Origin of the sequence: Bradyrhizobium sp. SZCCHNR3119 (assembly GCF_032487775.1) — a bacterium.
Lineage (GTDB): Bacteria > Pseudomonadota > Alphaproteobacteria > Rhizobiales > Xanthobacteraceae > Bradyrhizobium.
Genome location: NZ_JAUEUV010000001.1, coordinates 3,552,833 through 3,574,065, shown reverse-complemented (window position 1 = coordinate 3,574,065; position 21,233 = coordinate 3,552,833). Strand labels below are relative to the sequence as shown.

General features: G+C 63.6%; 23 protein-coding genes, 1 tRNA gene and 1 pseudogene. 16 read left to right on the top strand and 9 right to left on the bottom strand.

Annotation, left to right across the window (positions count from 1 at the left end; translation table 11 throughout):
- Positions 1–24 precede the first annotated feature (24 nt).
- Positions 25–228: a DUF1127 domain-containing protein gene (locus tag QX034_RS16675; RefSeq protein ID WP_315701458.1), complete on the top strand. Its 204-nt coding sequence runs from the start codon at positions 25–27 to the stop codon at positions 226–228.
- A 19-nt stretch (positions 229–247) separates the two neighbouring features.
- The gene (locus QX034_RS16670; RefSeq protein WP_315763105.1) at positions 248–1,096 is read left to right on the top strand and encodes a PhzF family phenazine biosynthesis protein; all 849 of its coding nucleotides are present in this window, start codon (positions 248–250) and stop codon (positions 1,094–1,096) included.
- A gap of 262 nt (positions 1,097–1,358) precedes the next feature.
- Here the strand turns inward: QX034_RS16670 and QX034_RS16665 are convergent, their stop codons facing one another.
- The 3 genes from QX034_RS16665 to QX034_RS16655 form a co-directional block, all read right to left on the bottom strand.
- Positions 1,359–1,979: a LysE family translocator gene (locus QX034_RS16665; protein ID WP_315701460.1), complete on the bottom strand. Its 621-nt coding sequence runs from the start codon at positions 1,977–1,979 to the stop codon at positions 1,359–1,361.
- Positions 1,980–2,129: 150 nt separating this feature from the next.
- Positions 2,130–2,702 carry a hypothetical protein gene (locus QX034_RS16660; protein WP_315701461.1) on the bottom strand — a complete coding sequence of 191 codons (573 nt, stop codon included), beginning with the start codon at positions 2,700–2,702 and terminating at the stop codon, positions 2,130–2,132.
- 9 nt (positions 2,703–2,711) lie between these two features.
- Positions 2,712–4,154 carry a hypothetical protein gene (locus QX034_RS16655; protein WP_315701463.1) on the bottom strand — a complete coding sequence of 481 codons (1,443 nt, stop codon included), beginning with the start codon at positions 4,152–4,154 and terminating at the stop codon, positions 2,712–2,714.
- A gap of 125 nt (positions 4,155–4,279) precedes the next feature.
- Here QX034_RS16655 and QX034_RS16650 point away from each other — a divergent pair, with 125 nt between their 5' ends.
- From QX034_RS16650 to QX034_RS16640, 3 genes are read left to right on the top strand one after another with little or no spacing between them, the layout of a single operon-like run.
- Positions 4,280–4,594 carry a metalloregulator ArsR/SmtB family transcription factor gene (locus tag QX034_RS16650; RefSeq protein ID WP_315701464.1) on the top strand — a complete coding sequence of 105 codons (315 nt, stop codon included), beginning with the start codon at positions 4,280–4,282 and terminating at the stop codon, positions 4,592–4,594.
- On the top strand, positions 4,587–5,048 hold the full coding sequence (locus QX034_RS16645; RefSeq protein ID WP_315701465.1) for an SRPBCC family protein: 462 nt from the start codon (positions 4,587–4,589) through the stop codon (positions 5,046–5,048). The genes QX034_RS16650 and QX034_RS16645 overlap by 8 nt, the downstream gene beginning before the upstream one ends.
- 3 nt (positions 5,049–5,051) lie before the next feature.
- Positions 5,052–5,564 (top strand): SRPBCC family protein, encoded by a 513-nt coding sequence (locus QX034_RS16640; protein WP_316165997.1) that lies wholly within the window; start codon positions 5,052–5,054, stop codon positions 5,562–5,564.
- A 156-nt stretch (positions 5,565–5,720) separates the two neighbouring features.
- Here QX034_RS16640 and QX034_RS16635 read toward each other — a convergent pair whose 3' ends face one another.
- The 3 genes from QX034_RS16635 to QX034_RS16625 all read right to left on the bottom strand — a co-directional run bounded on the left by QX034_RS16635 (position 5,721) and on the right by QX034_RS16625 (position 8,856).
- On the bottom strand, positions 5,721–6,503 hold the full coding sequence (locus QX034_RS16635) for a DUF2189 domain-containing protein (protein WP_315701467.1): 783 nt from the start codon (positions 6,501–6,503) through the stop codon (positions 5,721–5,723).
- 159 nt (positions 6,504–6,662) lie between these two features.
- A complete protein-coding gene (locus tag QX034_RS16630) occupies positions 6,663–8,270 on the bottom strand; it encodes an acyl-CoA synthetase (protein WP_316196076.1) in 1,608 nt (535 codons plus the stop codon).
- Between the two features lie 130 nt (positions 8,271–8,400).
- Positions 8,401–8,856, bottom strand: coding sequence for a GatB/YqeY domain-containing protein (locus tag QX034_RS16625; protein ID WP_316175095.1), 456 nt, complete (start codon positions 8,854–8,856; stop codon positions 8,401–8,403).
- A 184-nt stretch (positions 8,857–9,040) separates the two neighbouring features.
- On the opposite strand from QX034_RS16625, the gene carA reads away from it, so the two are divergent.
- Positions 9,041–10,237 carry a glutamine-hydrolyzing carbamoyl-phosphate synthase small subunit gene (gene carA / locus QX034_RS16620; RefSeq protein ID WP_315701469.1) on the top strand — a complete coding sequence of 399 codons (1,197 nt, stop codon included), beginning with the start codon at positions 9,041–9,043 and terminating at the stop codon, positions 10,235–10,237.
- A 154-nt stretch (positions 10,238–10,391) separates the two neighbouring features.
- Positions 10,392–10,918, top strand: a pseudogene (locus QX034_RS16615) (hypothetical protein).
- Here QX034_RS16615 and QX034_RS16610 read toward each other — a convergent pair.
- A complete protein-coding gene (locus QX034_RS16610; protein ID WP_315701470.1) occupies positions 10,906–11,232 on the bottom strand; it encodes a metalloregulator ArsR/SmtB family transcription factor in 327 nt (108 codons plus the stop codon). The pseudogene QX034_RS16615 and the gene QX034_RS16610 sit on opposite strands and share 13 nt — an antisense overlap.
- Before the next feature lie 56 nt (positions 11,233–11,288).
- Here QX034_RS16610 and QX034_RS16605 point away from each other — a divergent pair, with 56 nt between their 5' ends.
- The 4 genes from QX034_RS16605 to QX034_RS16590 all read left to right on the top strand — a co-directional run bounded on the left by QX034_RS16605 (position 11,289) and on the right by QX034_RS16590 (position 13,971).
- Entirely contained in the window at positions 11,289–11,711 is a 423-nt protein-coding gene (locus QX034_RS16605; protein WP_315744637.1) for a YeeE/YedE family protein, read from the top strand.
- 14 nt (positions 11,712–11,725) lie between these two features.
- Entirely contained in the window at positions 11,726–12,187 is a 462-nt protein-coding gene (locus tag QX034_RS16600; protein WP_315701473.1) for a DUF6691 family protein, read from the top strand.
- Positions 12,188–12,189: 2 nt separating this feature from the next.
- Positions 12,190–13,083, top strand: coding sequence for an MBL fold metallo-hydrolase (locus QX034_RS16595; protein ID WP_315701474.1), 894 nt, complete (start codon positions 12,190–12,192; stop codon positions 13,081–13,083).
- A gap of 90 nt (positions 13,084–13,173) precedes the next feature.
- On the top strand, positions 13,174–13,971 hold the full coding sequence (locus tag QX034_RS16590) for a sulfite exporter TauE/SafE family protein (RefSeq protein ID WP_315701476.1): 798 nt from the start codon (positions 13,174–13,176) through the stop codon (positions 13,969–13,971).
- A 41-nt stretch (positions 13,972–14,012) separates the two neighbouring features.
- Here QX034_RS16590 and QX034_RS16585 read toward each other — a convergent pair whose 3' ends face one another.
- On the bottom strand, positions 14,013–14,534 hold the full coding sequence (locus QX034_RS16585) for a DNA starvation/stationary phase protection protein (protein ID WP_315701477.1): 522 nt from the start codon (positions 14,532–14,534) through the stop codon (positions 14,013–14,015).
- A 110-nt stretch (positions 14,535–14,644) separates the two neighbouring features.
- On the opposite strand from QX034_RS16585, the gene QX034_RS16580 reads away from it, so the two are divergent.
- From QX034_RS16580 to QX034_RS16560, 5 genes are all read left to right on the top strand, one after another.
- Positions 14,645–15,409 (top strand): class I SAM-dependent methyltransferase, encoded by a 765-nt coding sequence (locus QX034_RS16580; RefSeq protein ID WP_315769056.1) that lies wholly within the window; start codon positions 14,645–14,647, stop codon positions 15,407–15,409.
- 10 nt (positions 15,410–15,419) lie between these two features.
- Positions 15,420–15,496 (top strand) — tRNA-OTHER (locus tag QX034_RS16575).
- Positions 15,497–15,723: 227 nt separating this feature from the next.
- Positions 15,724–19,188, top strand: coding sequence for a carbamoyl-phosphate synthase large subunit (gene carB / locus QX034_RS16570; protein WP_315701479.1), 3,465 nt, complete (start codon positions 15,724–15,726; stop codon positions 19,186–19,188).
- 211 nt (positions 19,189–19,399) lie between these two features.
- On the top strand, positions 19,400–19,876 hold the full coding sequence (greA, locus tag QX034_RS16565; protein WP_315701480.1) for a transcription elongation factor GreA: 477 nt from the start codon (positions 19,400–19,402) through the stop codon (positions 19,874–19,876).
- A gap of 314 nt (positions 19,877–20,190) precedes the next feature.
- Entirely contained in the window at positions 20,191–20,589 is a 399-nt protein-coding gene (locus tag QX034_RS16560) for a DoxX family protein (RefSeq protein WP_316175092.1), read from the top strand.
- A 152-nt stretch (positions 20,590–20,741) separates the two neighbouring features.
- On the opposite strand, the gene QX034_RS16555 is transcribed toward QX034_RS16560, so the two are convergent.
- Positions 20,742–21,221 carry an Lrp/AsnC family transcriptional regulator gene (locus QX034_RS16555; RefSeq protein ID WP_315701483.1) on the bottom strand — a complete coding sequence of 160 codons (480 nt, stop codon included), beginning with the start codon at positions 21,219–21,221 and terminating at the stop codon, positions 20,742–20,744.
- Positions 21,222–21,233 lie beyond the last annotated feature (12 nt).

The window sequence follows — 21,233 nt, the reverse complement described above, 5'->3', positions numbered from 1 at the left end:
GACTTGAAGAGCAATAGGTGACACATGGCATATTCCCTGGCGCAGCGTTGGGCAACCACGCAAACTGCCCACGGAGAAGGCACGCTGTTGCAGCTTCCGCAAACGTGGCTGCAGCGCTGGTCCTGGCGGCATGAACTGGCGACACTGGACAACGATCAGCTGCGCGACTGCGGTCTCGATCCCGAAGCCGTTCGCCGTGAGGCGACCAAGCCGTTCTGGCGGGCATAGAGCCTAGAGGAGACGACGCATGAAGACCTTGCCGTTCCACCAGGTCGACGTTTTCTCCGCCGTTCCGTTCAAGGGCAATCCGCTCGCCGTGATCGCCGAAGCCGACGGCCTCGACGATGCGACGATGCAGCGGATCGCCAATTGGACCAATCTGTCAGAGACCACCTTCCTGCTGCGACCACAGGCGCCGGGGGCGGATTACCGCGTCCGCATCTTCACGCCGCAGCGCGAGCTGCCGTTCGCCGGCCATCCGACGCTCGGCTCCTGTCACGTCTGGCTCGCGCTGGGCGGCCAGGCGAAGGGCGAGCACGTCGTGCAGGAATGCGGGGCAGGCCTTGTGCGGATCAAGCGCGATGGCGCAAAGGAAAATACAAGGCTGGCGTTCGCGGCGCCTCCGCAGCGCCGCTCCGGCGAGGTCGAGCCCGAGCTAAAGGCCCGCATTGCGCAAGCGCTCGGGGTGACCGAAGGTTCATTCCGGGCCGCGCAGTGGGTCGACAACGGCCCGGGCTGGGTCGCAGTGCTGATGGGCTCACGCAGCGAGGTGCTGGCGCTGAAGCACGATGCGAGCATTCTCCCCAACCAGTCGCTCGGGGTTGTCGCTCTGTGGGATCCGGCAAGTGACGGCACCGATGCGCAGTTCGAGGTCAGAGGCTTCATGGGCCGTGGCGGCGAGGACCCGGTGACCGGCAGTCTCAATGCAAGCCTGGCGCAATGGCTGATCGGGGCCGGAATTGCACCGAGGCAATATGTCGCCGCGCAGGGCACCGTGCTCGGCCGCGCCGGCCGTGTGCACGTGGCGCAGGACGGAGAGACGATCTGGATCGGCGGCGACGTCACGATCTGCGTGAAGGGGACGATCGGAGTCTAGGAACGACGTTGCGGAACAGGTCAGCACGTGTTGGGGCCGATACTGACCCAATACGTTCGCTTGTCGCCCCTGTGAAAGCAGGGGCCCATAACCATCGGCCGGCGTTCGATGCGAGATGCCCGTGACATCTTTCATCGCAACAATTTCCGCTGCGGCGTATGGGTCCCGGATCGCCCTCGCTGCGCTTCCGCCTTCGCCTTTTAGGCTTCGGCGGACAAGCGCTTGTCCGGGACGACAGCTGTGAATGTCTTACGCCTCTCTGCTAACGCGACCGCGTCAGCGCGAGCCAGACGCCGCCGCCGATCATGAAGCCGCCGGAGATGCGCGACACCAGCCGCGTGCGTCGCGCCGAGAACAGCTTGCGCGCACGGCCCGCCAGCAGCGCATAGACACCATCGGTAAGGCCTGCGATCATCATGAAGGTGACGCCGAGGAGGGCGACCTGCGGGACGTGATCGCGGTTCATGTCCATGAACTGCGGCAGGAACGCGCCGAAGAACACCATGATCTTCGGATTGGACAACAGCACCAGAAGCCCCTGCAGGAAAAAGCCCCCGCGGGGCGGTGGTGGCGGCGCATCACTCGTCGCAAGGCCTTCGATCGGCGTGCGGATCAGCTTGACGCCGAGCCACACGAGATAGGCCGCTCCGAGCAACCGCACCCATTCGAACCAATAGCCCATCGTGGCCATCAGCGAGGTCAGGCCGATCGCGACGACGCCAATCGCGATCGCGAGCCCGGTCTGCACGCCGGCGATGTTGACCAGCGCCGCGCGGGTGCCGTGGCGCAAGCCATTGGCGATCAGCAGCGTGACAACGGGACCAGGCAGCAGCGCCAGCGCGATGCACGCGGCGACGAAAGCGAGATAGGCTTGCAGGGACATGGGCGGGGCTCGATGTTGTGATGAGGCGCATATTGCATATTAATGCATGATGCAGGCGTGGAGGAAAGTGCGGCGCGCGGTGCGCTCCCCTCTCCCGTTCCTACGGGGATGCGACGAGCATCGCTCGCGCCGGGAGGGTTGGGCTGAGGGCTACTTCCCGCCGCCCAGCGCCGCCATCATCCAGCGCCGCACCTCGTGCGAGGCCAGGAACTGCTGCGCGGCATCCTGCAGCAAGGGCTGAGCCGCCCTGCCCTCGATCACCGCGACCATCAGGTCGCAACGGTGCGACAATGCGAAGCCGACCGCACCGTGAGATGCTCCGCCGGTTTCGAGATCATAACTTCGCGCACGCCCGCTGAGCTCGGCAACGCGCACCGCGCGGCCGGCTTCATGCGCAACAAAACGCGGGCTGATCAGGTCGATGTCGGCGACGCGATCCACTTCGTCATCATCGGCCACCCCGGTGTCGCAATTGCAGAAGCCGAGCTTGGCGCGAAGATAGATTTCACTGTCGGGAACGCAGGATGAAGATTGGCAGCGGAAGGCGCGTCCCGCCGGCCAGCCATCGCGCGGAAACGGCCAGGCGATCTCGCGCCAGCCGAGCTTGCCCATTCCAACATCGTCATGCCGCGCGGCACGCGACTGCACCATCTCGAACACGAACGCAGCCCAGGCGACGCTGATCGCAAGCAACGCGATGACGAGGAGCGGTTGCGGTCGCATGGCGGCCCGCTATTGCGGCGGCAGGCCGGCGATGGCGCGCGCCTCACCGGTCAGCTCGAGAATATGCAGGCCGGTGTTGGCGCGATCGACGGCATAGATATAGCCGCGGTCGTCGGTCTCGACATTGTTGGTCTGGATCGCAACCTTGCAGCGCTCCTCGCCCTCGATGGTGACACAGCGCTTATCGGTCTTGTCGGTGATCGAGGGGATGAAATAGCCAACCTCGCGCGGATGATAGGGGTCGCGAATGTCGAGCGCACGCACGCCGGCATTGAAGAAGGCGATGAGGGCCAGCTTCTTGTAGAAGACCGGGGCCATGCTCTCGTTGGAGGAATGCGAGCCGAAGCGGCCGCCGCGGCTGCAGAAATGGCCGCTCTCCTCCGGCACCGTGTAGCTCGAGATCATCATCGGCCGCGTCTCCGTGGTGACGTCGGCGAACCACACCATCTGCCGCGGCTCGCCGCATTCGTTCTGAATCGCCTCGTCGACGATCATGACGATGTCCCGGCTTTGACCATCCTTGTCCCTGGCGTATTCCGCGATCGGCATGCCTTTCATCGGGAACGTGGTATGTGCGCCGTTGAAAGCCGACATCGGCAGGCGCGCGATCTCGGGATAACGCAAATTCTCCGGGGTCGGCTCCTTCGGCCCGTTCAACAGCTTGTCGCGATCGACGATCTGCAGCATGCCGCCCTTGTCGGTGCCGTAACCGAAATAGACCCGGTTGCCCTGCGGCCCCAGCGAGATCGGCCCGTGCAATTCGGTCGGCACCGCGCCCGTCGCACCCGGCTCCTGGCCGGGCAGCCCGAAGTCGCGAATCTTGACCGGATGCGCGGGGTCGGAGAGGTCGTAGACCTGCGTCATGCGCCGCACGCGCCAGTCGGGGGCGCCTGACACCAGAAAGGCGATGCCGGTGTCACATTCCCACCAGCTCTTATGCGTGTCCTTCAGCCCACCGATGCGCGTGACCAACACCGGATTTGCGGGATCGGCAACGTTCCAGATCTCGTGCGCCTCGCTGCCGAAGGTACGCAGCATGTAGACCGCATTGCGATCGCCCTTCGGCAAAGTCTTGCCATCGCAGACCCGCACCATCTGCGCGCCGCCGCCTTCATATTTGCCCTCCTGCCCCGGAATATGGTGCAGATAGCGCGGATGCGCGGGATCGGTCACGTCGACGATCGAGGTGCCGTTCGGCTCGGCCTTGCCCGTCAGCGGATTGACCGGATCAGGAACGGCATCGGTGCCGCCGTGATGGCCGATATAGGCGATCCAACGGTCGCCCTGATGATGGATGGTCGGCTGATAGGCGCCGCGCGCCTGCAGGTCATTGAAGCCGACCAGCTTCATGTTCGACGCCTCCGGCGGCGCTCCGATCACCTGCTGGGCTGAGGTGGCAAAGGGCACCACGAAGCTGAGAACCAAGACCGCCAAGCCGACGCCGTTCCGCATGCGCGTCCACCCTTCTTTTCGTCACCGGTCTGATCGCCGGCTGGATCCGAAGTCTAACACGGCAAGAACCGGCACCGAACACACGCTCTTGACATGCAACCGAATGGTTGCCTATTTTGAAACGCATGGATGAGGTCTTCAAAGCACTGGCGGACGCATCGCGGCGGTCGCTGCTGGACAGGCTTCATGCCCGTAACGGCCAGACCCTGAACGAGCTCTGTGACGGCCTCGACATGACGCGACAGGCCGTGACCAAGCATCTTGCGATTCTGGAAGCGGCCAATCTGGTTACGACGATCAGGCACGGCCGCGAGAAGCTGCACTATCTCAACCCGGTCCCGATCCACGAGATCGGCGAACGCTGGATCAAGAAATTCGAGCGCGGCAAGCTGGCAGCGCTCAGCGAGTTGAAACGGCAATTGGAGAAACGCCATGAGTAGGCCGGAATTCGTCTACGTCACCTATATCGAGACCACGCCGGACAGGCTTTGGCAGGCTCTGACATCAAGCGAGTTCTCGAAGTCCTATTGGTTCGGCACCGAGCTACGATCCGATTGGTGCGTCGGCTCGCCCTTTGCGCTGGTGACGGACGGCACGACCAGCGACATCGGCGAGATCCTGGAATTCGACCCGCCGCGCCGCCTCTCCTATACCTTCCAGCACGTGCTGAGCGACGAATTTCGCAACGAGCGACCGACCAAGGTCGTGTTCGCGATCGAGCAGCACGGCAAATTCGTCAAGCTGACGCTGACCCATGAAGGCTTCGACGGCGCGCCCAAGTTGCTGAATGCGATCTCCAACGGCTGGCCGGCGATTCTATCGAGCCTGAAGAGTTTGCTGGAAACCGGCACCGCGCTGGCAATCCCGCGGTCGGCGCTCGGAAAGAAAGGCTGAGCCATGGATATCGCAAAGTTCAAGCCCGCCACCGTCTACACGATCTACATCGCCTCCACGCCCGAGAAGGTGTGGGAGGCGCTGACCTCGGCGGAGTTCAGCCGGCAATATTTCTTCGGCAATGCCGTCGAAATCGATCCCAAGATCGGCGGCAGCTATATCGTGCGGACACCGGACGGCGCATTGCATATCAGCGGCGAGGTGATCGAATGCGATCCGCCGCGTAAGCTCACCGTCACCTTCAACGTCAATTGGCCAGCGCTGATCGAGGCGCTCGGACAGACGCTGGTCACATACGAGATCGAGCCGGCCGGCGACGCCGTCCGTCTCACCATGATCGAATCGCATGAGCGGCCGCTCCCCGACGACATTCTCGAAGGCGGCCGGCAGGGCTGGCCGGCGATCCTGTCCAGCCTGAAGAGCCTGCTCGAGACCGGTCGGCCGCTGGCGGTGAAGATGGCCCCGCCGGCGAAAATGCTGGCGGCGCTGAAGGCGATGGGGATCGCGGTGCCATGACGTACTCTGCGGGTCGTCCCGGCGAAAGCCGGGACCCAAACGCCGCGGACAAGCTAGCGCCAAGAACGTCGCAACTGATATCTCGCGAAACGACCCCGTCCTGTGGTTATGGGCCCCGGCTTTCGCCGGGGCGACAGTGAGATCGCTGACAGAGTATCAGGCCGCCACCGGCGCGACGATGCGGCGGTAGAGATGCCAGGTGGTGTGGCCGAGCACCGGCAAGGTGACGAGCAGCCCGAGGAAATAAGGCAGCGCCGAGACGATCAGCAAGACGACGATGATCGCGGCCCAGCCGATCATCGGCACCGGGCTCGTCACCACCGCGCGCACGCTGGTGATCATCGCGGTGACGAAGTCGACTTCGCGCTCCAGCAGCAGCGGGAACGAGACCACCGTCAGCGAAAACAGGATCAGGGACAGCGCGGCGCCCTCGAGATTGCCGATCGCGAGGAACAAGAGGCCTTCGTTCGTGGTCAGCACAACCGTCAGGAATTCGCGCATGCTCGAGAACGAGGCGTTCAGCCCGAGCAGCAGCGCGATCAGCAGCCGCACCTGATACATCCAGACCACGAAGAAAAAGAGCGTCACGAACGCCATCCAGCCGATCTCGGCCCGCGAAGTGATGGTGCGCCAGATTGCGCCGAGCGAGATCGGCTGCTTGGCTTCGCGGCGGCGGCTCACCTCATAGAGTCCGATCGCAACGAACGGGCCGATCAGCGCAAAACCGGCCGCGAGCGGATAGGCCAGGTAGACCATGCCGAACGCGGTCAGGCACATCAGGATGCTGATGCCGCCCAGAACATAGAGACCGCCGAAGGCGAGTCCGTAGAACGGCTGCGCCTGGAAATCGCGCAATCCTTGCGTCAATGCTTCGGCGATGTCGGCCGTGGTGATGCGCCGCACCACGGGGTCGACCTTGCCTGAGACGGATGCTGTCATCGGCCTGCCCTCCCCTATGTTTATTTTGGAGGATGCTAGCAGCGGATGCGGTGCAATTTCAATTTGAACTTGTAAGGCGGATGGAGGCGTCCCGCGGCCGCTTTTTCCCTCGGCTCGCGGCCGACGCGCACCAAAAATGCGCGCGGGTGACGCTGAAGACTAGCCCCGCGCGCGCAACTCGCGCCGCAGCACCTTTCCGGTCGCCGTCATCGGCAGGGTGTCCGTGAACTCCACGTGCCGCGGATATTCGTGGGCTGCGAGCTTCACCTTCACGAAGTCCTGGATCTCGCGCGCAAGCTGATCCGTGCCGGCAAAGCCGGGCCGCAGCACGATCCAGGCCTTCACCGCCTCGGTCCTGACTGGATCGGGAATACCGACGACGGCGGCCAGCGCCACCGCCGGGTGCTTGAGCAAGGTGTCCTCGATCTCCGACGGGCCGATGCGGTAGCCGGCCGAGGTGATGACATCGTCCTCGCGGCTCGCGTACCAGAAATAGCCGTCCTCATCCTGGGTGCCGAGATCGCCGGTCAGCAGCACATCGCCGGCGAACTTCTTGGCCGTGGCTTCCGGATTGCGCCAATATTCGATCATGGTGCAGGGGTTGGGCTGGCGCACGCCGATGATGCCCCTGACGCCGCGCGGCAGCTCCTCGCCCCTGTCGTTGACGATCACGACCTCGAAGCCCGGCGTGGCCTTGCCCATCGAGCCAGGGCGGATCGGAAACAGTTTTGCGTTGTTGCCGACCACGAGATTGCACTCGGTCTGGCCGTAGATCTCGTGCGCATCGATGCCGAAGGTCGCGCGCACCCAACCCAGCAGCTCGGCGCCGAGCGACTCGCCGCCGGTCAGGATGCTGCGCAGCTTCACGCCCTCGTGCTTGACGTTCGCCTGCCGCATCAGCTTCAGTGCGGTCGGCGGTAGGAAGACATTGCGCACGGCATGATCGGCCATCAGCTGCATCGCTGCGTCAGGCTCGAATTTCCTGGCGCGATAGCCGACCACCGGTACGCCATGATACCAGGCCGGAAACAGTGCATCGAACAGGCCGCCGATCCAGGCCCAGTCCGCCGGCGTCCACATCACGTCGCCGGGCTTGGGCAGGAAGCCGTGCACCATCTCGACATTGGGCAAATGTCCGAGCAGAACGCGATGCGCATGCAAGGCGCCTTTCGGATTCCCCGTGGTGCCGGAGGTGTAGATGATGATGGCGGGATCGTCGGATGACGTCGCGACGGTCGGGAAGCGGTCCGAAGCAGCTTCGAGTGCCGGCCAGAACGGCTTGGCGCCCGCGCCGCCGCCATCGGTGACATAGATCACCTTCAGCTCGGGCAGCCGGTCGCGGATCGCAGCCAGCTTGGCAAAGCCGCCGCTGTCGGTGACGACGACCTTGGCGCCGGAGTTCGCCAATCGGAATTGCAGCGCGTCCTCGCCGAATAAGGTGAACAGCGGCACGGAAACAAGGCCGGCGCGGAACGCCGCAAGATGGACGATCGGCAATTCCAGGGATTGCGACAGGAACACCGCGACGCGGTCGCCTTGCGCCAGACCATCGGCCTTCAGCACATGAGCGAAACGGCTGGAGAATGCGCGCAATTCGTCGAAGGAGACGCGCCGGGCGCGGCCGTCCTCCTCGACCACCGTCAGCGCGAGCCCGCCCGAGCCGTCGGCGTGGCGGTCGCAGCAGGCCACCGCGATATTGAACTGCGCCGGAATCTGCCAGCGGAAATCACGGTAGAGCTGGTCGTAGTCGGACGTTTCCTTGAGCACCGTTTCCTCCGTCATGGCCGCGCTTGGCGCGGCCATCCACGTTCTTTCTCGTAACTCTAAAGACGTGGATGCCCGGGACAAGCCCGGGCATGGCGGTTTGGAAACAGTTCAGGCTTTTGGCTGGGAGCGACTATCCCGCCAGCGAGGCCTTCACCAGAGCACTCGCCTTGGCGAAATCCATCTGCCCGGTGTACTTGGCCTTCAGGGCCGCGATGACCTTGCCCATGTCCTTCATGCCGGCTGCCCCCGTCTCGGCGACGGCAGCTGATATCGCCGCCCTCACCTCGTCCTCGCTCATCTGCTTCGGCAGATAGGCCGAAATGACAGCGATCTCCTCGCGCTCCTGGGCGGCGAGCTCGGCGCGCCCGCCTTTCTCATAAAGTTCGACCGATTCCTGGCGCTGCTTGATCATCTTCTGCAGCACCGCGAGCACTTCGGCGTCGGTCAAGGGCGGCTTGCCTTCGCCACGCGCGGCGATGTCGGCGTTCTTCAAGGTCGAATTGACCATGCGCAGGGTGGAGAGCTTGCGCTCGTCCTTGGCCTTCATCGCCTCCTTGACCGCGGTGTTGATGTCGTCGCGCAGCATGATCGTGCCCTCTTCAAGATCGTTCGGGCTGATCTAGGCGGTTCGCAGCCTCGAAACAACTCGGTTCCTGAGGCGTTCTGCCGATCTGGCATGCCAATTTGCCGGCCAAGTCCGCGGAAGACGTGCGGAAAACCGCCGTCTCCTGCTTTGACGCGGCCGTGCCGGGAGACTATGTAGAGGCCTCATGACACAGATCGATACTGACGCCGCCTGGTCGGACCCCAAGCCGACCGCGCTCCTCGTGCTCGCCGACGGCACGGTGCTGGAAGGCCATGGCCTCGGCGCCGAAGGCCACGCCGTGGGCGAGGTCTGCTTCAACACCGCGATGACCGGCTATGAGGAGATCCTGACCGATCCCTCTTATGCCGGCCAGCTCATCACCTTCACCTTCCCGCATATCGGCAATGTCGGCACCAACGACGAGGATATCGAGACGGTGAACATGGCGGCGACGCCGGGTGCACGCGGGGTGATCCTGCGCACCGCGATCACCGATCCCTCGAGCTACCGGAACACCCGCCATCTCGACCAATGGCTGCGCGCCCGCGGCATCATCGGCCTGTCCGGCATCGACACCCGCGCGCTGACGGCGCTGATCCGCTCCAGGGGCATGCCGAACGGGGTGATCGCGCACGCCAAGGACGGCAAGTTCGACCTCGATGCGCTGAAGAAGGAAGCGCGGGAATGGCCGGGCCTGGAAGGCATGGACCTGGTGCCGATGGTCACCTCCGCCCAGCGCTTCACCTGGGACGAGACGCCCTGGGTGTGGAACGAAGGCTTCGGCCGCCAGACCGCGCCCGAATTCAACGTGGTCGCGATCGATTACGGCATCAAGCGCAACATCCTGCGCCTGCTGGCCGGCGTCGGCTGCAAGGTCACGGTCGTCCCCGCCACGACCTCGGCTGAGGACATCCTGGCGATGAAGCCGGACGGCGTGTTCCTCTCCAACGGCCCCGGCGATCCGGCCGAGACCGGGAAATATGCCGTGCCGGTGATCCAGCAGGTGATCTCCTCGGGCACGCCGACCTTCGGGATTTGCCTCGGCCACCAGATGCTGGGGCTCGCCGTCGGCGCCAAGACCAAGAAGATGCATCAGGGCCATCACGGCGCCAACCACCCGGTGAAGGACGAAACCACTGGCAAGGTCGAGATCACCTCGATGAACCACGGCTTCGCGGTCGACCAGGCGACGCTGCCCGCGGGCGCCACCCAGACCCATATCTCGCTGTTCGACGGAACCAATTGCGGTATCCAACTGGAGGGCAAGCCGGTGTTCTCGGTGCAGTACCACCCCGAGGCCTCGCCCGGTCCCCGCGACTCGCATTACCTGTTCCAACGCTTCGCCGAGCTGATGCGGGAGAAGAAGCGCGCCCGCGCGTAAGCCGCCCCCATCGTAGATTCAGGCAACGCAGATTTCAGGTAACGCCCGGGCCCGTTCCCGGGCGTTTGCTTTTGTGATCGCGGCACGCGAGTGGAACGTGCCGATCTGACCTCGGTTGATCCGAGCTTAGGCTTGGATCGTCCGGAGGCCCCGCATGTCTGCGATCAAGGAGAAGATCGAACCGCTGACCGTCGTCTTCGAGGATGACGGCCTGGTGCCGAACAATCCGATGCCGTTCCTGGTCTATAAGGGCGCGGTGGCCATTGGCGGCGACGATCCCGAGCAGACGATCGAGCAGCTGTTCGGCGCCAACGGCTGGGGCGACATGTGGCGCAATGGTATCTTCGATTATCTGCATTACCATTCGACCGTACATGAGGCACTCGGCGTGGCTCGGCGCGGGTGCGCTTCGGCGGCGACAACGGCAAGGACTTCGATCTCGCGCCCGGCGATGTCGCCATCCTGGCCGCCGGCACCGGCCATCAATGCATGTCCGCGAGCGATGATTTTTCCGTGGTCGGCGCCTATCCGCCGGGGCCGAAGATGCAGATCACCCGGCCGACGCCGGAAGATCACGCGAAGGCGCTGAAGACTATTCCGCAGGTGCCGCTGCCGAAGACCGACCCGATGGGAAAGGACGGCCCGCTCACAAAGTTGTGGCAGCGCACTCACGTACAATAAAGCCCGTACAGCGTCTGCAGCACCGCCCGGACCTCCGGGCTCACCAGCCGATAATAGATGGTCTGCCCGTCACGACGGGTCGCCACCAGGCCGAGAGCACGCAGCTTGCTGAGGTGCTGCGACAGTGCGGCCGGACTCAAGCCCGCATTCCCGGCCAGCTCGCCGACCGACCGTTCGCCGTCGATCAGCTGACAGAGCACAACGAGCCGCCGCGCATTGGCCATCGCCGCAAGCAGGCCTGCGACTTCCTCGGCCTTGCTTTCCAGCTCGCCTAGATGTGAACCCTTGCGGCTGCGATTGCTTTGCATTTTCATGCCGCTTACTTTATCATATTCGAAGATACGAATTTAAGCGGATGTACTTGTTCCAGATGATCACTCCATTCACCCCCGGCGCCTCCTTGGCAGGCGGTGTCCTCATTGGACTGTCGGCCGTGATCCTGATGGCCTTCCTGGGCCGCATTGCCGGCGTGAGCGGCATCGCCGCACGGCTGCTGGGTCCAATGAGCAGCGATGCTGCCAGCGGGTTGGCGTTCATTGCGGGCCTCGTCGGCGCTCCGCTTGTCCTTCGGCTGGCCTGTGGGGCTCTGCCCCCACTCGTCATCGGGGCCGGCAACCTCGCGTTGGTGGCTGCGGGCCTGTTGGTCGGCTTCGGCGCAGTCTGGGGCAACGGCTGTACATCGGGACACGGGATCTGCGGAATCTCACGCCTATCGCGTCGCTCGATGGTGGCCACGCTGGTCTTCATGGGCATGGGATTTGCGACGGTCTTCATCATTCGGCATGCGATCTAAGCGTCAAGTGTCACATGACAATCTTGATCCAATTCCTCGTCGGCCTGCTGTTCGGGCTGGGGCTGCTGCTGTCCGGCCTTTCCAACCCCGCGAAGGTTCTGAATTTCCTCGATCTGGCGGCCATCGACAAAGGGGCGTGGGACGGCAGTCTGATATTCGTGATGATCGGTGCCATCGCGGTGACGTTCACCGGATTCCGCTTGGTCCTGAGGCGGCCGCGCCCGATTCTGGCAAGCAGCCACCTGCTGCCTCCGAGGCGCGGGCTCGATCGGCGCCTCGTGGCGGGAGCGGCCATTTTTGGCGTCGGCTGGGGGCTCGCCGGCATCTGCCCGGGTCCCGCCTTTGTCGATCTCGGCTACGGTTCAGCCAAGGCGATTCTCTTCGCGATCGCGATGTTGGTTGGCATGGCGACCGCGCGGACTCTGGCAGCTCGTCGTGTCACGGCGGCAACTCCCGCTTTGAGTAACGGAGCATGAAGATGTTCGAGATCCCCCACCCCGTTGATCTCTCCGTGAAACCGGAGGTTACGCCATTTTTCGACCCAACCACCAACACCGTCAGCTATGTCGTCGCGGACCCCACCTCACGCGCCTGCGCCGTGATCGATTCTGTGATGGACATCGACTATGCCTCGGGCCGGATCGCCCATCGATCTGCCGACGCGATCGTGGACTTCATCAAAGGGCGTGGGCTTGAGCTGCAGTGGCTGATCGAGACCCATGTCCATGCCGATCATTTGTCGGCCGCGCCCTACATCCAGTCCAAACTTGGCGGCAGGATCGGCATCGGCGAAAACATCAGGATCGTGCAGGAGACCTTCGGCAGGATTTTCAACGAAGGCACCGAATTCCAGCGTGACGGCAGCCAGTTCGACCGGCTGTTCAAGGATGGCGACACCTACCAGATCGGCGGGATGACAGCCTTCGCGATACATACGCCGGGTCACACGCCGGCCTGCATGACCCATGTGGTCGGAGACGCGGCGTTCGTCGGCGACACGCTCTTCATGCCCGATGGCGGTTCGGCGCGGGCGGATTTCCCCGGCGGCGATGCCCGTCAGCTCTACCGCTCGATCCGGAGGGTGCTGGCGCTGCCACCCGAGACCCGTCTGTTCATGTGCCATGATTATGGACCGAACGGCCGCGCCGCCCGTTGGGAGACCAGCGTGGCCGACCAGCGTGCCCACAACATCCATGTGCGCGAGGGCATCAGCGAGGACGAATTCGTGGCGATGCGTGAAGCACGTGACCGGACGCTGGCGATGCCGACCCTCATCATCCCTTCGCTGCAGGTGAACATGAAAGGCGGGCAGCTGCCGGTGGCCGACAGCGGCGGGCGGCGATTCCTCAAAGTTCCGCTCGATACCTTGTAAACTTGACCGGCTGCGCGCCCCGCAGCCCTATCGGTGCACTTGCTCCCGCCAAAGCGGCGGCGCCTGCTTGCGCAACGTTGGAGTATCCTCATGATTGCCCTGCCCGCCGCTCAGCTCGCCCTGGGCTCGCTCTCCGGCTCCTTGGTCGGCTTCACGCTGGGGCTGATCGGCGGTGGAGGCTCTGTGCTGGCGGTGCCACTGATGGTCTATCTGGTCGGGGTCAGCAGCCCGCATGTCGCTATTGGGACCAGTGCCGTCGCGGTCGCGGTCAATGCTGCTGCCAATCTCGCCAACCACGCCCGGGCTGGGCACGTGAAATGGCCCTGCGCGGTGGTGTTCGCGGCAGCCGGCATCGTCGGCGCTTTTGCCGGCTCGACCTTCGGCAAGATGATCGATGGCCAGAAACTGCTGCTGCTGTTTGCGCTGGTCATGATCATCATTGGCATACTGATGTTGCGCAGGCGCAGCGGGGACGGAAATCTGTCGGTGGTGTTGAACCGCGACAACCTCGTTCCGCTCCTGGCCTTTGGCTTCGGAGGCGGTGCCTTGTCGGGCTTCTTCGGCATCGGTGGTGGCTTCCTGATCGTGCCCGCCCTGATGTTCGCGACTGGAATGCCGATCCTGTTCGCGATCGGATCCTCGCTGGTATCCGTCACAGCGTTCGGATTGACGACGGCGGCGAACTACGCCGCCTCGGACCTGATCGACTGGCCGCTCGCCCTCGTGTTTCTCGCCGCGGGCGTGGTCGGCGGCTTGGTGGGCGCGCGGCTTGCGACCAACTTGTCGGCCAAGCGCGGCGCACTCAACAAGATCTTCGCGATCATGATCTTCGCGGTCGCCGCCTACATGATGTATCGGAGCTGGACGGCGCTCGGCCATGCAGCATAGCAGCGGGCGCTTGAAGCACCCGCTACGCCGGTCATTGACTGTCAGGCCGCGTTGCTGCCCTCCTGGCGGCTTGCCTCGAACAGGAACCAAGTGCGGCGCTCGGTCTCGTCGATGAAGGTTTCGAGCAGGCCCGCCGTGGCAGGATCGTCATTGTCGTCGCAGAGTTCGTGGGCTTTGCGCATCGCGGCGGCGATGTGCTTGTTGTCCTCCATCAACTCGCGCAGCATTTCGCGCGGCGGGACATACTCCTCGTTGTTGTCCTTGATGGTCTGCAGCTTGCTCACCTCGCTGATCGAACGCAGCGTGGTGCCGCCGAGCTTGCGCACCCGCTCGGCAAGCTGGTCGGTGGTGGCGAAGATCGCGTCCGACTGCTCGTCCAGCATGAGGTGATAATCATGGAAGTGGCGGCCGCTGACGTGCCAGTGGAAGTTCTTGGTCTTGAGGTACAGCGCGAAGCTGTCGGCCAGCAACGTGTTCAGTGCCGCCGAGATCTTGTTGACCGCGTCGGGCGCGAGATCCGTCGGGGTGTCGAGATCGCTTTTGTCAGTCTTTGCTTTACTCACGGTGGTACCTTCCTGTTAAAGCAGGCCATGGACAGGGGTGACGGGACCCGTTAACGCTCGCTGGCCTCCCCGGTTCCGTCACAGGAACTCAATTCGAAGCTCGCGGGACCATGGACGACTGGATCGACTATTACGATTCCACGCACACGATTTACGCGAGCAAGCGGCATCGTGACCTCCACTTCGAGGTGATCGCGCGGGACATCATCGGCTACATCAGCTCGCCTGATGCGGTCGTGCTGGATTATTCCTGCGGCGAGGCTCTGTCGGCCGGCAAGGTGGCCGACGCCTGCGCCATGCTGATCCTGGCCGAACCCGCTCCCGGCGTGCGCGGGCGGCTGATCGCCCGCTATGCCCCCAACACCAAGATCCGGGTACGCTCGCCCGACGAGTTGCGCGGGATGCCGGAAGCCTCCGTCGACCTCGTCGTGATGAACTCGGTGGCGCAATACATGACCGCGGCCGAGCTCGACGCGGCGCTCGGCGTCATTCGCCGGCTGTTGAAGCCGACCGGCCGCTTGGTACTAGGCGACATTTTGCGCCCCAATGTCGGCATGGCCCGCGATGTGATCGCCCTTCTGCGCTTTGCCGGCGCCCATGGGTTCCTGAAGGACGCCCTGGTCGGTCTCGCCGCCACCGCGCTGTCGGATTACCGCCAGCTGCGGACCAAGATCGGCCTGCAGCGCTACGGCGAGGCCGACATGCTCGCCAAGTTGAAACAGGCGGGCTTCAGCGCGGTGCGCGCGCCGAAGAATATCGGCCACAATCCCTGGCGCATGACCTTCGTGGCGAGCCCTGCGCCGGGCGCGCCGCAGGCCGAAGCCGAATTAGGGTTAACTGAAGCATCGGGTAGCTTCGGGAGCCGTGAACGGTAAGATCGCCCTTGGCCCGGTGGCGGAAGCTTCGACGCGAAGAGCGGTGCAACGCTCTTGAACCTGGTTCAAGTCCAGGCCGGGCCTCCAGCCTGCGCGCCTTTGGCGTTTCGGCTGGGCAAGCCGGTTTCGCCCTAAAAGCCGCCTCATCGCAGGATCCGGCCAAATTGGCCGTTGATTTCGGCCCAAAACCCTTTCCGATGCTGGGAAACTGGTCTAAGAACCGCCCGCGCGCGAGGTCTGGTCGCGCCTTGGCCTTCGGGGACGCGCGTCACGCGCGCCCTTTTTTTGTGCCTAATTCCTGCCCGCGAGATTGAATGCCGAAACGAACCGACATCTCCACCATCCTGATCATTGGCGCCGGTCCGATCGTGATCGGCCAGGCCTGCGAATTCGACTATTCCGGTACGCAGGCGGTGAAGGCGCTCAAGGAAGAGGGCTATCGCGTCGTCCTCGTCAATTCCAATCCGGCCACCATCATGACCGACCCGGAATTGGCGGACGCGACCTATATCGAGCCCATCACGCCGGAGATCGTCGGCAAGATCATCGAGAAGGAACGCTACGTCGTTCCGGGCGGTTTCGCGCTGTTGCCGACCATGGGCGGCCAGACCGCGCTGAACTGCGCGCTGTCCTTGCGGCGCCAGGGGACGCTGGAGAAGTTCGACGTCGAGATGATCGGCGCGACCGCTGATGCGATCGACAAGGCGGAAGACCGCCAGCTGTTCCGCAACGCGATGGAGAAGATCGGGCTGCAGACGCCGAAATCGCGTCTCGCCAACGCCTCGGCGCTGAAGAAGCAATATCGCGACAAATATCTCGCCGAGCGCGAGAAGCTGTCGGGCGCCGAGCGGGACGAGCTCGATCGGCAATGGACGCTCGGCGAGAACGAGCGTCGCAAGCGCTACCAGGAACACGCGCTCGGCCAAGCGCTGATGGCGCTGTCCGAGATCGGACTGCCGGCGATCATCCGCCCCTCCTTCACCATGGGCGGCACCGGTGGCGGCATTGCCTACAACAAGGAAGAATATCTCGACATCATCGAGCGCGGGCTCGACGCCTCCCCCACCAACGAAGTGCTGATCGAAGAATCGGTGCTGGGGTGGAAAGAATACGAGATGGAGGTGGTCCGCGACAAAAAGGACAACTGCATCATCATCTGCTCGATCGAGAACCTCGATCCGATGGGCGTGCACACCGGGGATTCCATCACGGTCGCACCGGCGCTGACGTTGACCGACAAGGAATATCAGATCATGCGCGACGCCTCGCTGGCGGTGCTGCGCGAGATCGGGGTGGAGACCGGCGGCTCCAACGTGCAGTTCGGTGTCAACCCGGTCGACGGCCGCATGGTCGTGATCGAGATGAATCCGCGCGTGTCGCGCTCCTCGGCGCTGGCCTCCAAAGCCACCGGCTTTCCGATCGCCAAGGTCGCGGCCAAGCTCGCGGTCGGCTACACCTTGGACGAGATCGCCAACGACATCACCGGCGGCGCCACCCCGGCGTCGTTCGAGCCGACGATCGACTACGTCGTCACCAAGATTCCGCGCTTTGCCTTCGAGAAATTCCCGGGCGCCTCGTCCACGCTGACGACGTCGATGAAATCGGTCGGCGAAGTGATGGCGATCGGCCGCACCTTCCAGGAAAGCCTGCAGAAGGCGTTGCGCGGTCTCGAGACCGGCCTGACCGGCCTCGACGAGATCGAGATCGAGGGGCTCGGCCGCGGCGACGACAAGAACGCCATCCGCGCTGCCCTCGGCACGCCGACGCCGAACCGCATCCTGCAGGTGGCGCAGGCGATGCGGCTCGGCTGGTCGGATGAGGAGATCTTCAATTCCTGCAAGATCGACCGCTGGTTCCTGGCGCAGATGCGCGGCGTCGTCGAGATGGAGGACAAGGTCCGCAAGCACGGCCTGCCGCCGAATGCGTCCGCCATGCGCGGCCTGAAGGCGATGGGCTTCTCCGACGCCCGTCTTGCGGTACTCGCCAATACGACCGAGGCCGAAGTCGCCGCCAAGCGCCGCGCTCTCGGCGTGCGCCCGGCCTATAAGCGGATCGACACCTGCGCGGCCGAGTTCGCTTCGCCGACGGCCTATATGTACTCGACCTATGAAGCGCTGTTTGCGGGCAAACTCGCCGACGAAAGCGCGCCATCCAACAAGAAAAAGGTGATCATTCTCGGCGGCGGACCGAACCGCATCGGCCAAGGCATCGAGTTCGACTATTGCTGCTGCCATGCCTGCTTTGCGCTTGCCGACGTCGGCTACGAGACCATCATGATCAACTGCAACCCGGAGACGGTGTCGACCGACTACGACACCGCCGACCGGCTCTATTTCGAGCCGCTCACCGCCGAGGATGTGCTGGAGATCATCGCGACCGAGCGCACGAACGGCACGCTGCATGGCGTGATCGTGCAGTTCGGCGGCCAGACCCCGCTCAAGCTTGCACACGCGCTGGAAGCTGCCGACGTGCCGATCCTCGGCACCTCGCCCGAGGCGATCGATCTCGCCGAAGACCGCGACCGCTTCAAGCGGGTGCTCGACAAGCTGCACCTGAAGCAGCCGAAGAACGGCATCGCCTATTCGGTCGAGCAGGCGCGGCTGGTCGCGTCCGATCTTGGTCTGCCCTTGGTGGTGCGCCCATCCTACGTGCTCGGCGGCCGCGCCATGCAGATCATCCGTGAGGACAACCAGCTCGGCGATTACCTGCTCGGCACCCTGCCGGAACTGGTCCCCGGCGACGTCAAGGCCCGCTATCCGAACGACAAGACCGGCCAGATCAACACGGTACTCGGCAAGAACCCGCTGCTGTTCGACCGCTATCTGTCCGACGCGACCGAGGTCGACGTCGACTGCCTCTCCGACGGCAAGGATACCTTCGTCGTGGGCATCATGGAGCACATCGAAGAGGCCGGCATTCACTCCGGCGACTCCGCCTGCTCGCTGCCGCCCTACTCACTGGATGCGACCATGATCGCTGAGCTGGAGCGGCAGACTCGTGAGCTCGCGCTCGGGCTCAACGTGGTCGGGCTGATGAACGTGCAATATGCGATCAAGGACGGCGATATCTATGTGCTTGAGGTCAACCCGCGCGCCTCGCGCACGGTGCCCTTCGTCGCCAAGGTCGTCGGCACGCCCGTGGCGAAGATCGCAGCGCGAATCATGGCCGGCGAGAAGCTCGCCGATTTCGACTTGAAGAAGCGCGAGCTCAAGCACGTCGGCGTCAAGGAATCCGTCTTCCCGTTCGCGCGCTTCCCCGGTGTCGATACGGTGCTGGGTCCCGAAATGCGCTCTACCGGCGAAGTGATGGGCGTCGATCGTTCGTTCGCGGTCGCCTTCGCCAAGAGCCAATTAGGCGGCGGCACCCGCGTGCCGCGGCGTGGCACCGTGTTCGTCTCGGTACGCGAGAGTGACAAGCATCGGATCACCGAGGTGGTCAGGATGTTGCACTCACTGGGCTTCAAGGTACTGGCGACGTCGGGCACCCAGCGCTTCCTCGTCGATCACGGCGTGCCGGCCGAGAAGATCAATAAGGTGCTGGAGGGGCGGCCGCACATCGTCGACGCCATCACCAACGGCGACATCCAGCTCGTCTTCAACACTACCGAAGGCCCGCAGGCGCTGGCCGATAGCCGTTCTCTGCGGCGCGCTGCCCTCTTGCATAAAGTGCCATATTACACCACTCTTTCCGGCGCCGTGGCGGCAGCACAGGGCATCCGCGCCTATCTTGGCGGGGACCTTGAGGTCCGCACCCTGCAGAGCTACTTTTCCGAAAACTGATCGCTGCCGGCGCCAGAGCGCCCGCTAAGCGATTGGCAATTTTCGGCAATAATACGCTCCGCAGGAACCCGCCGCCTCGTCTGACTGTTGTCTCGGCCCTCAAAGGGGGCGAGCATGCCGGGCTTTCGGGCTTTGCTTTGAGCCGCAAAAGCTTAATCTGAACGTATGACTCGTGCGGGCCCCTGCGCGCACGACTGAAGGACGAGAAGAGATGGTGGAAAAGGTTCCCATGACCTCGGTCGGCTACGCCGCGCTGGAGACCGAACTGAAGCAGCGTCAATCGGTGGACCGTCCGCGCATCATCGAACACATTGCGGAAGCGCGTTCGCATGGCGACCTCTCGGAAAATGCCGAGTATCACGCTGCGAAAGAGGAGCAATCGCATAACGAGGGGCGCATCGCCGAGCTCGAGGACAAGCTGGCCCGCGCCGATGTGATCGACGTCACCAAGCTGTCCGGCGACACCATCAAGTTCGGCGCCACCGTGACCCTGATCGATGAGGACACCGAGAAGAAGGCGGTGTGGCAGATCGTCGGCGAGGTCGAGGCCGACGCCAAGAAAGGCAAGATCTCCATCACCTCGCCGCTGGGGCGGGCCCTGATCGGCAAGAAGAAGGGCACCTCCGTCGAAGTGATGGCGCCGGGCGGCGCCAAATCCTATGAAATTGCAAAGGTGGAGTGGCGCTAGCCCACGGCTGCCACTTCCGCCCTACAAAAAGCTGCGCATGCTGCGCGGCTTTTTTGTTGCGCTGCAATTACTGATTGTAAGACCCCGAGCACGACCAGGCGAGCTGTTAGCTAGCTAAGTCAATTCATCGACAACGCGAACACATTCCAGTGACGGACGCGGGCCGTTGCGATAGAGCATATCCGATAGGGGCAAACACGGGCTGCGGCGTCCCTCCTTCTCGGGGAGAAGGCATGCGATCGCGGCAGCCTCCGCTCGCCGCGGCCGGCTTTGTCCGTTTGGAGCTTTGCTCGTTTTGACTGGGGAAGATCGATATGGAGAAGATGCTCTCATCCTGGCAACCGGCGGCGCTTAGCCTGTTTCGCTTCATCGCCGGGCTGCTCTTGTTTCAATTTGGCGTGGCCAAGATCCTTCACTTCCCGCCAGACTCGCCTTTCGCCAAAGTCCAGATCATGTCCCTGTACGGAGCAGCAGGCTCGATCGAACTGATCCTGGGTGCTCTCCTGATGCTCGGCCTTTTCACCCGGCCGGTCGCCTTCACTCTTTCGGGGGAAATGGCGTTTGCCTATTTCATCGGCCATTTTCCGAAGAACTTCTTTCCCGTCGTCAATGGCGGCTCGCTCGCGATCGCGCTCTGCTTCGCATGCCTTTATTTGATGACCTCGGGCGGCGGCCCGATCAGCCTGGACGCGGTGATCCGGAAGAAGATGTAATCACATCAATTCGTGGTCATTGTGGGATGCCTCCGCGACAAAATGGCAAAGCCATTTTGCGCGGAAGGGACGAATCGCAAGCTTGAGATTCCCAGATGTGCAATTGCCCATTTGAGCTTTGATGGTCGCATCGCCCCAGAATGACGGGACGATCAATCCCGTCCCTTCACGTCGAGCGGCACCGCCGCCTCGTATTTCGAGTTGTGCAGCACGAGCGACGTCCTGACATTGCGCACATGGGGTGCCGCGGTCAGGTGCGTCACGAATTCCTGGAAGGTCGCCATGTCGGGCGCCACACATTTCAGGATGAAATCGACCTCGCCCGACAACATCCAGCATTCCCGTACCAGCGGCTCGGCACGCACGAACTCCTCGAACGCTTTGAGGTCCGCATCCGCCTGACTGGAGAGATGGACGGAAGCAAACACCGTCACATCGAAGCCGAGCTTGCGTGGATCGAGCAGGCCCCGATATCCGGTGATGTAGCCTTCCTCCTCCAGGGTCCGTACCCGCCGCAGGCAGGGCGGCGGAGAGATGCCGACCCGCTTTGCCAGCTCGACATTGGTGATCCGGCCGTCAGCCTGGATCTCGCTCAGGATTTTGAGGTCTATCTCGTCAAGATTTTTCGACACGGGGATATTGGT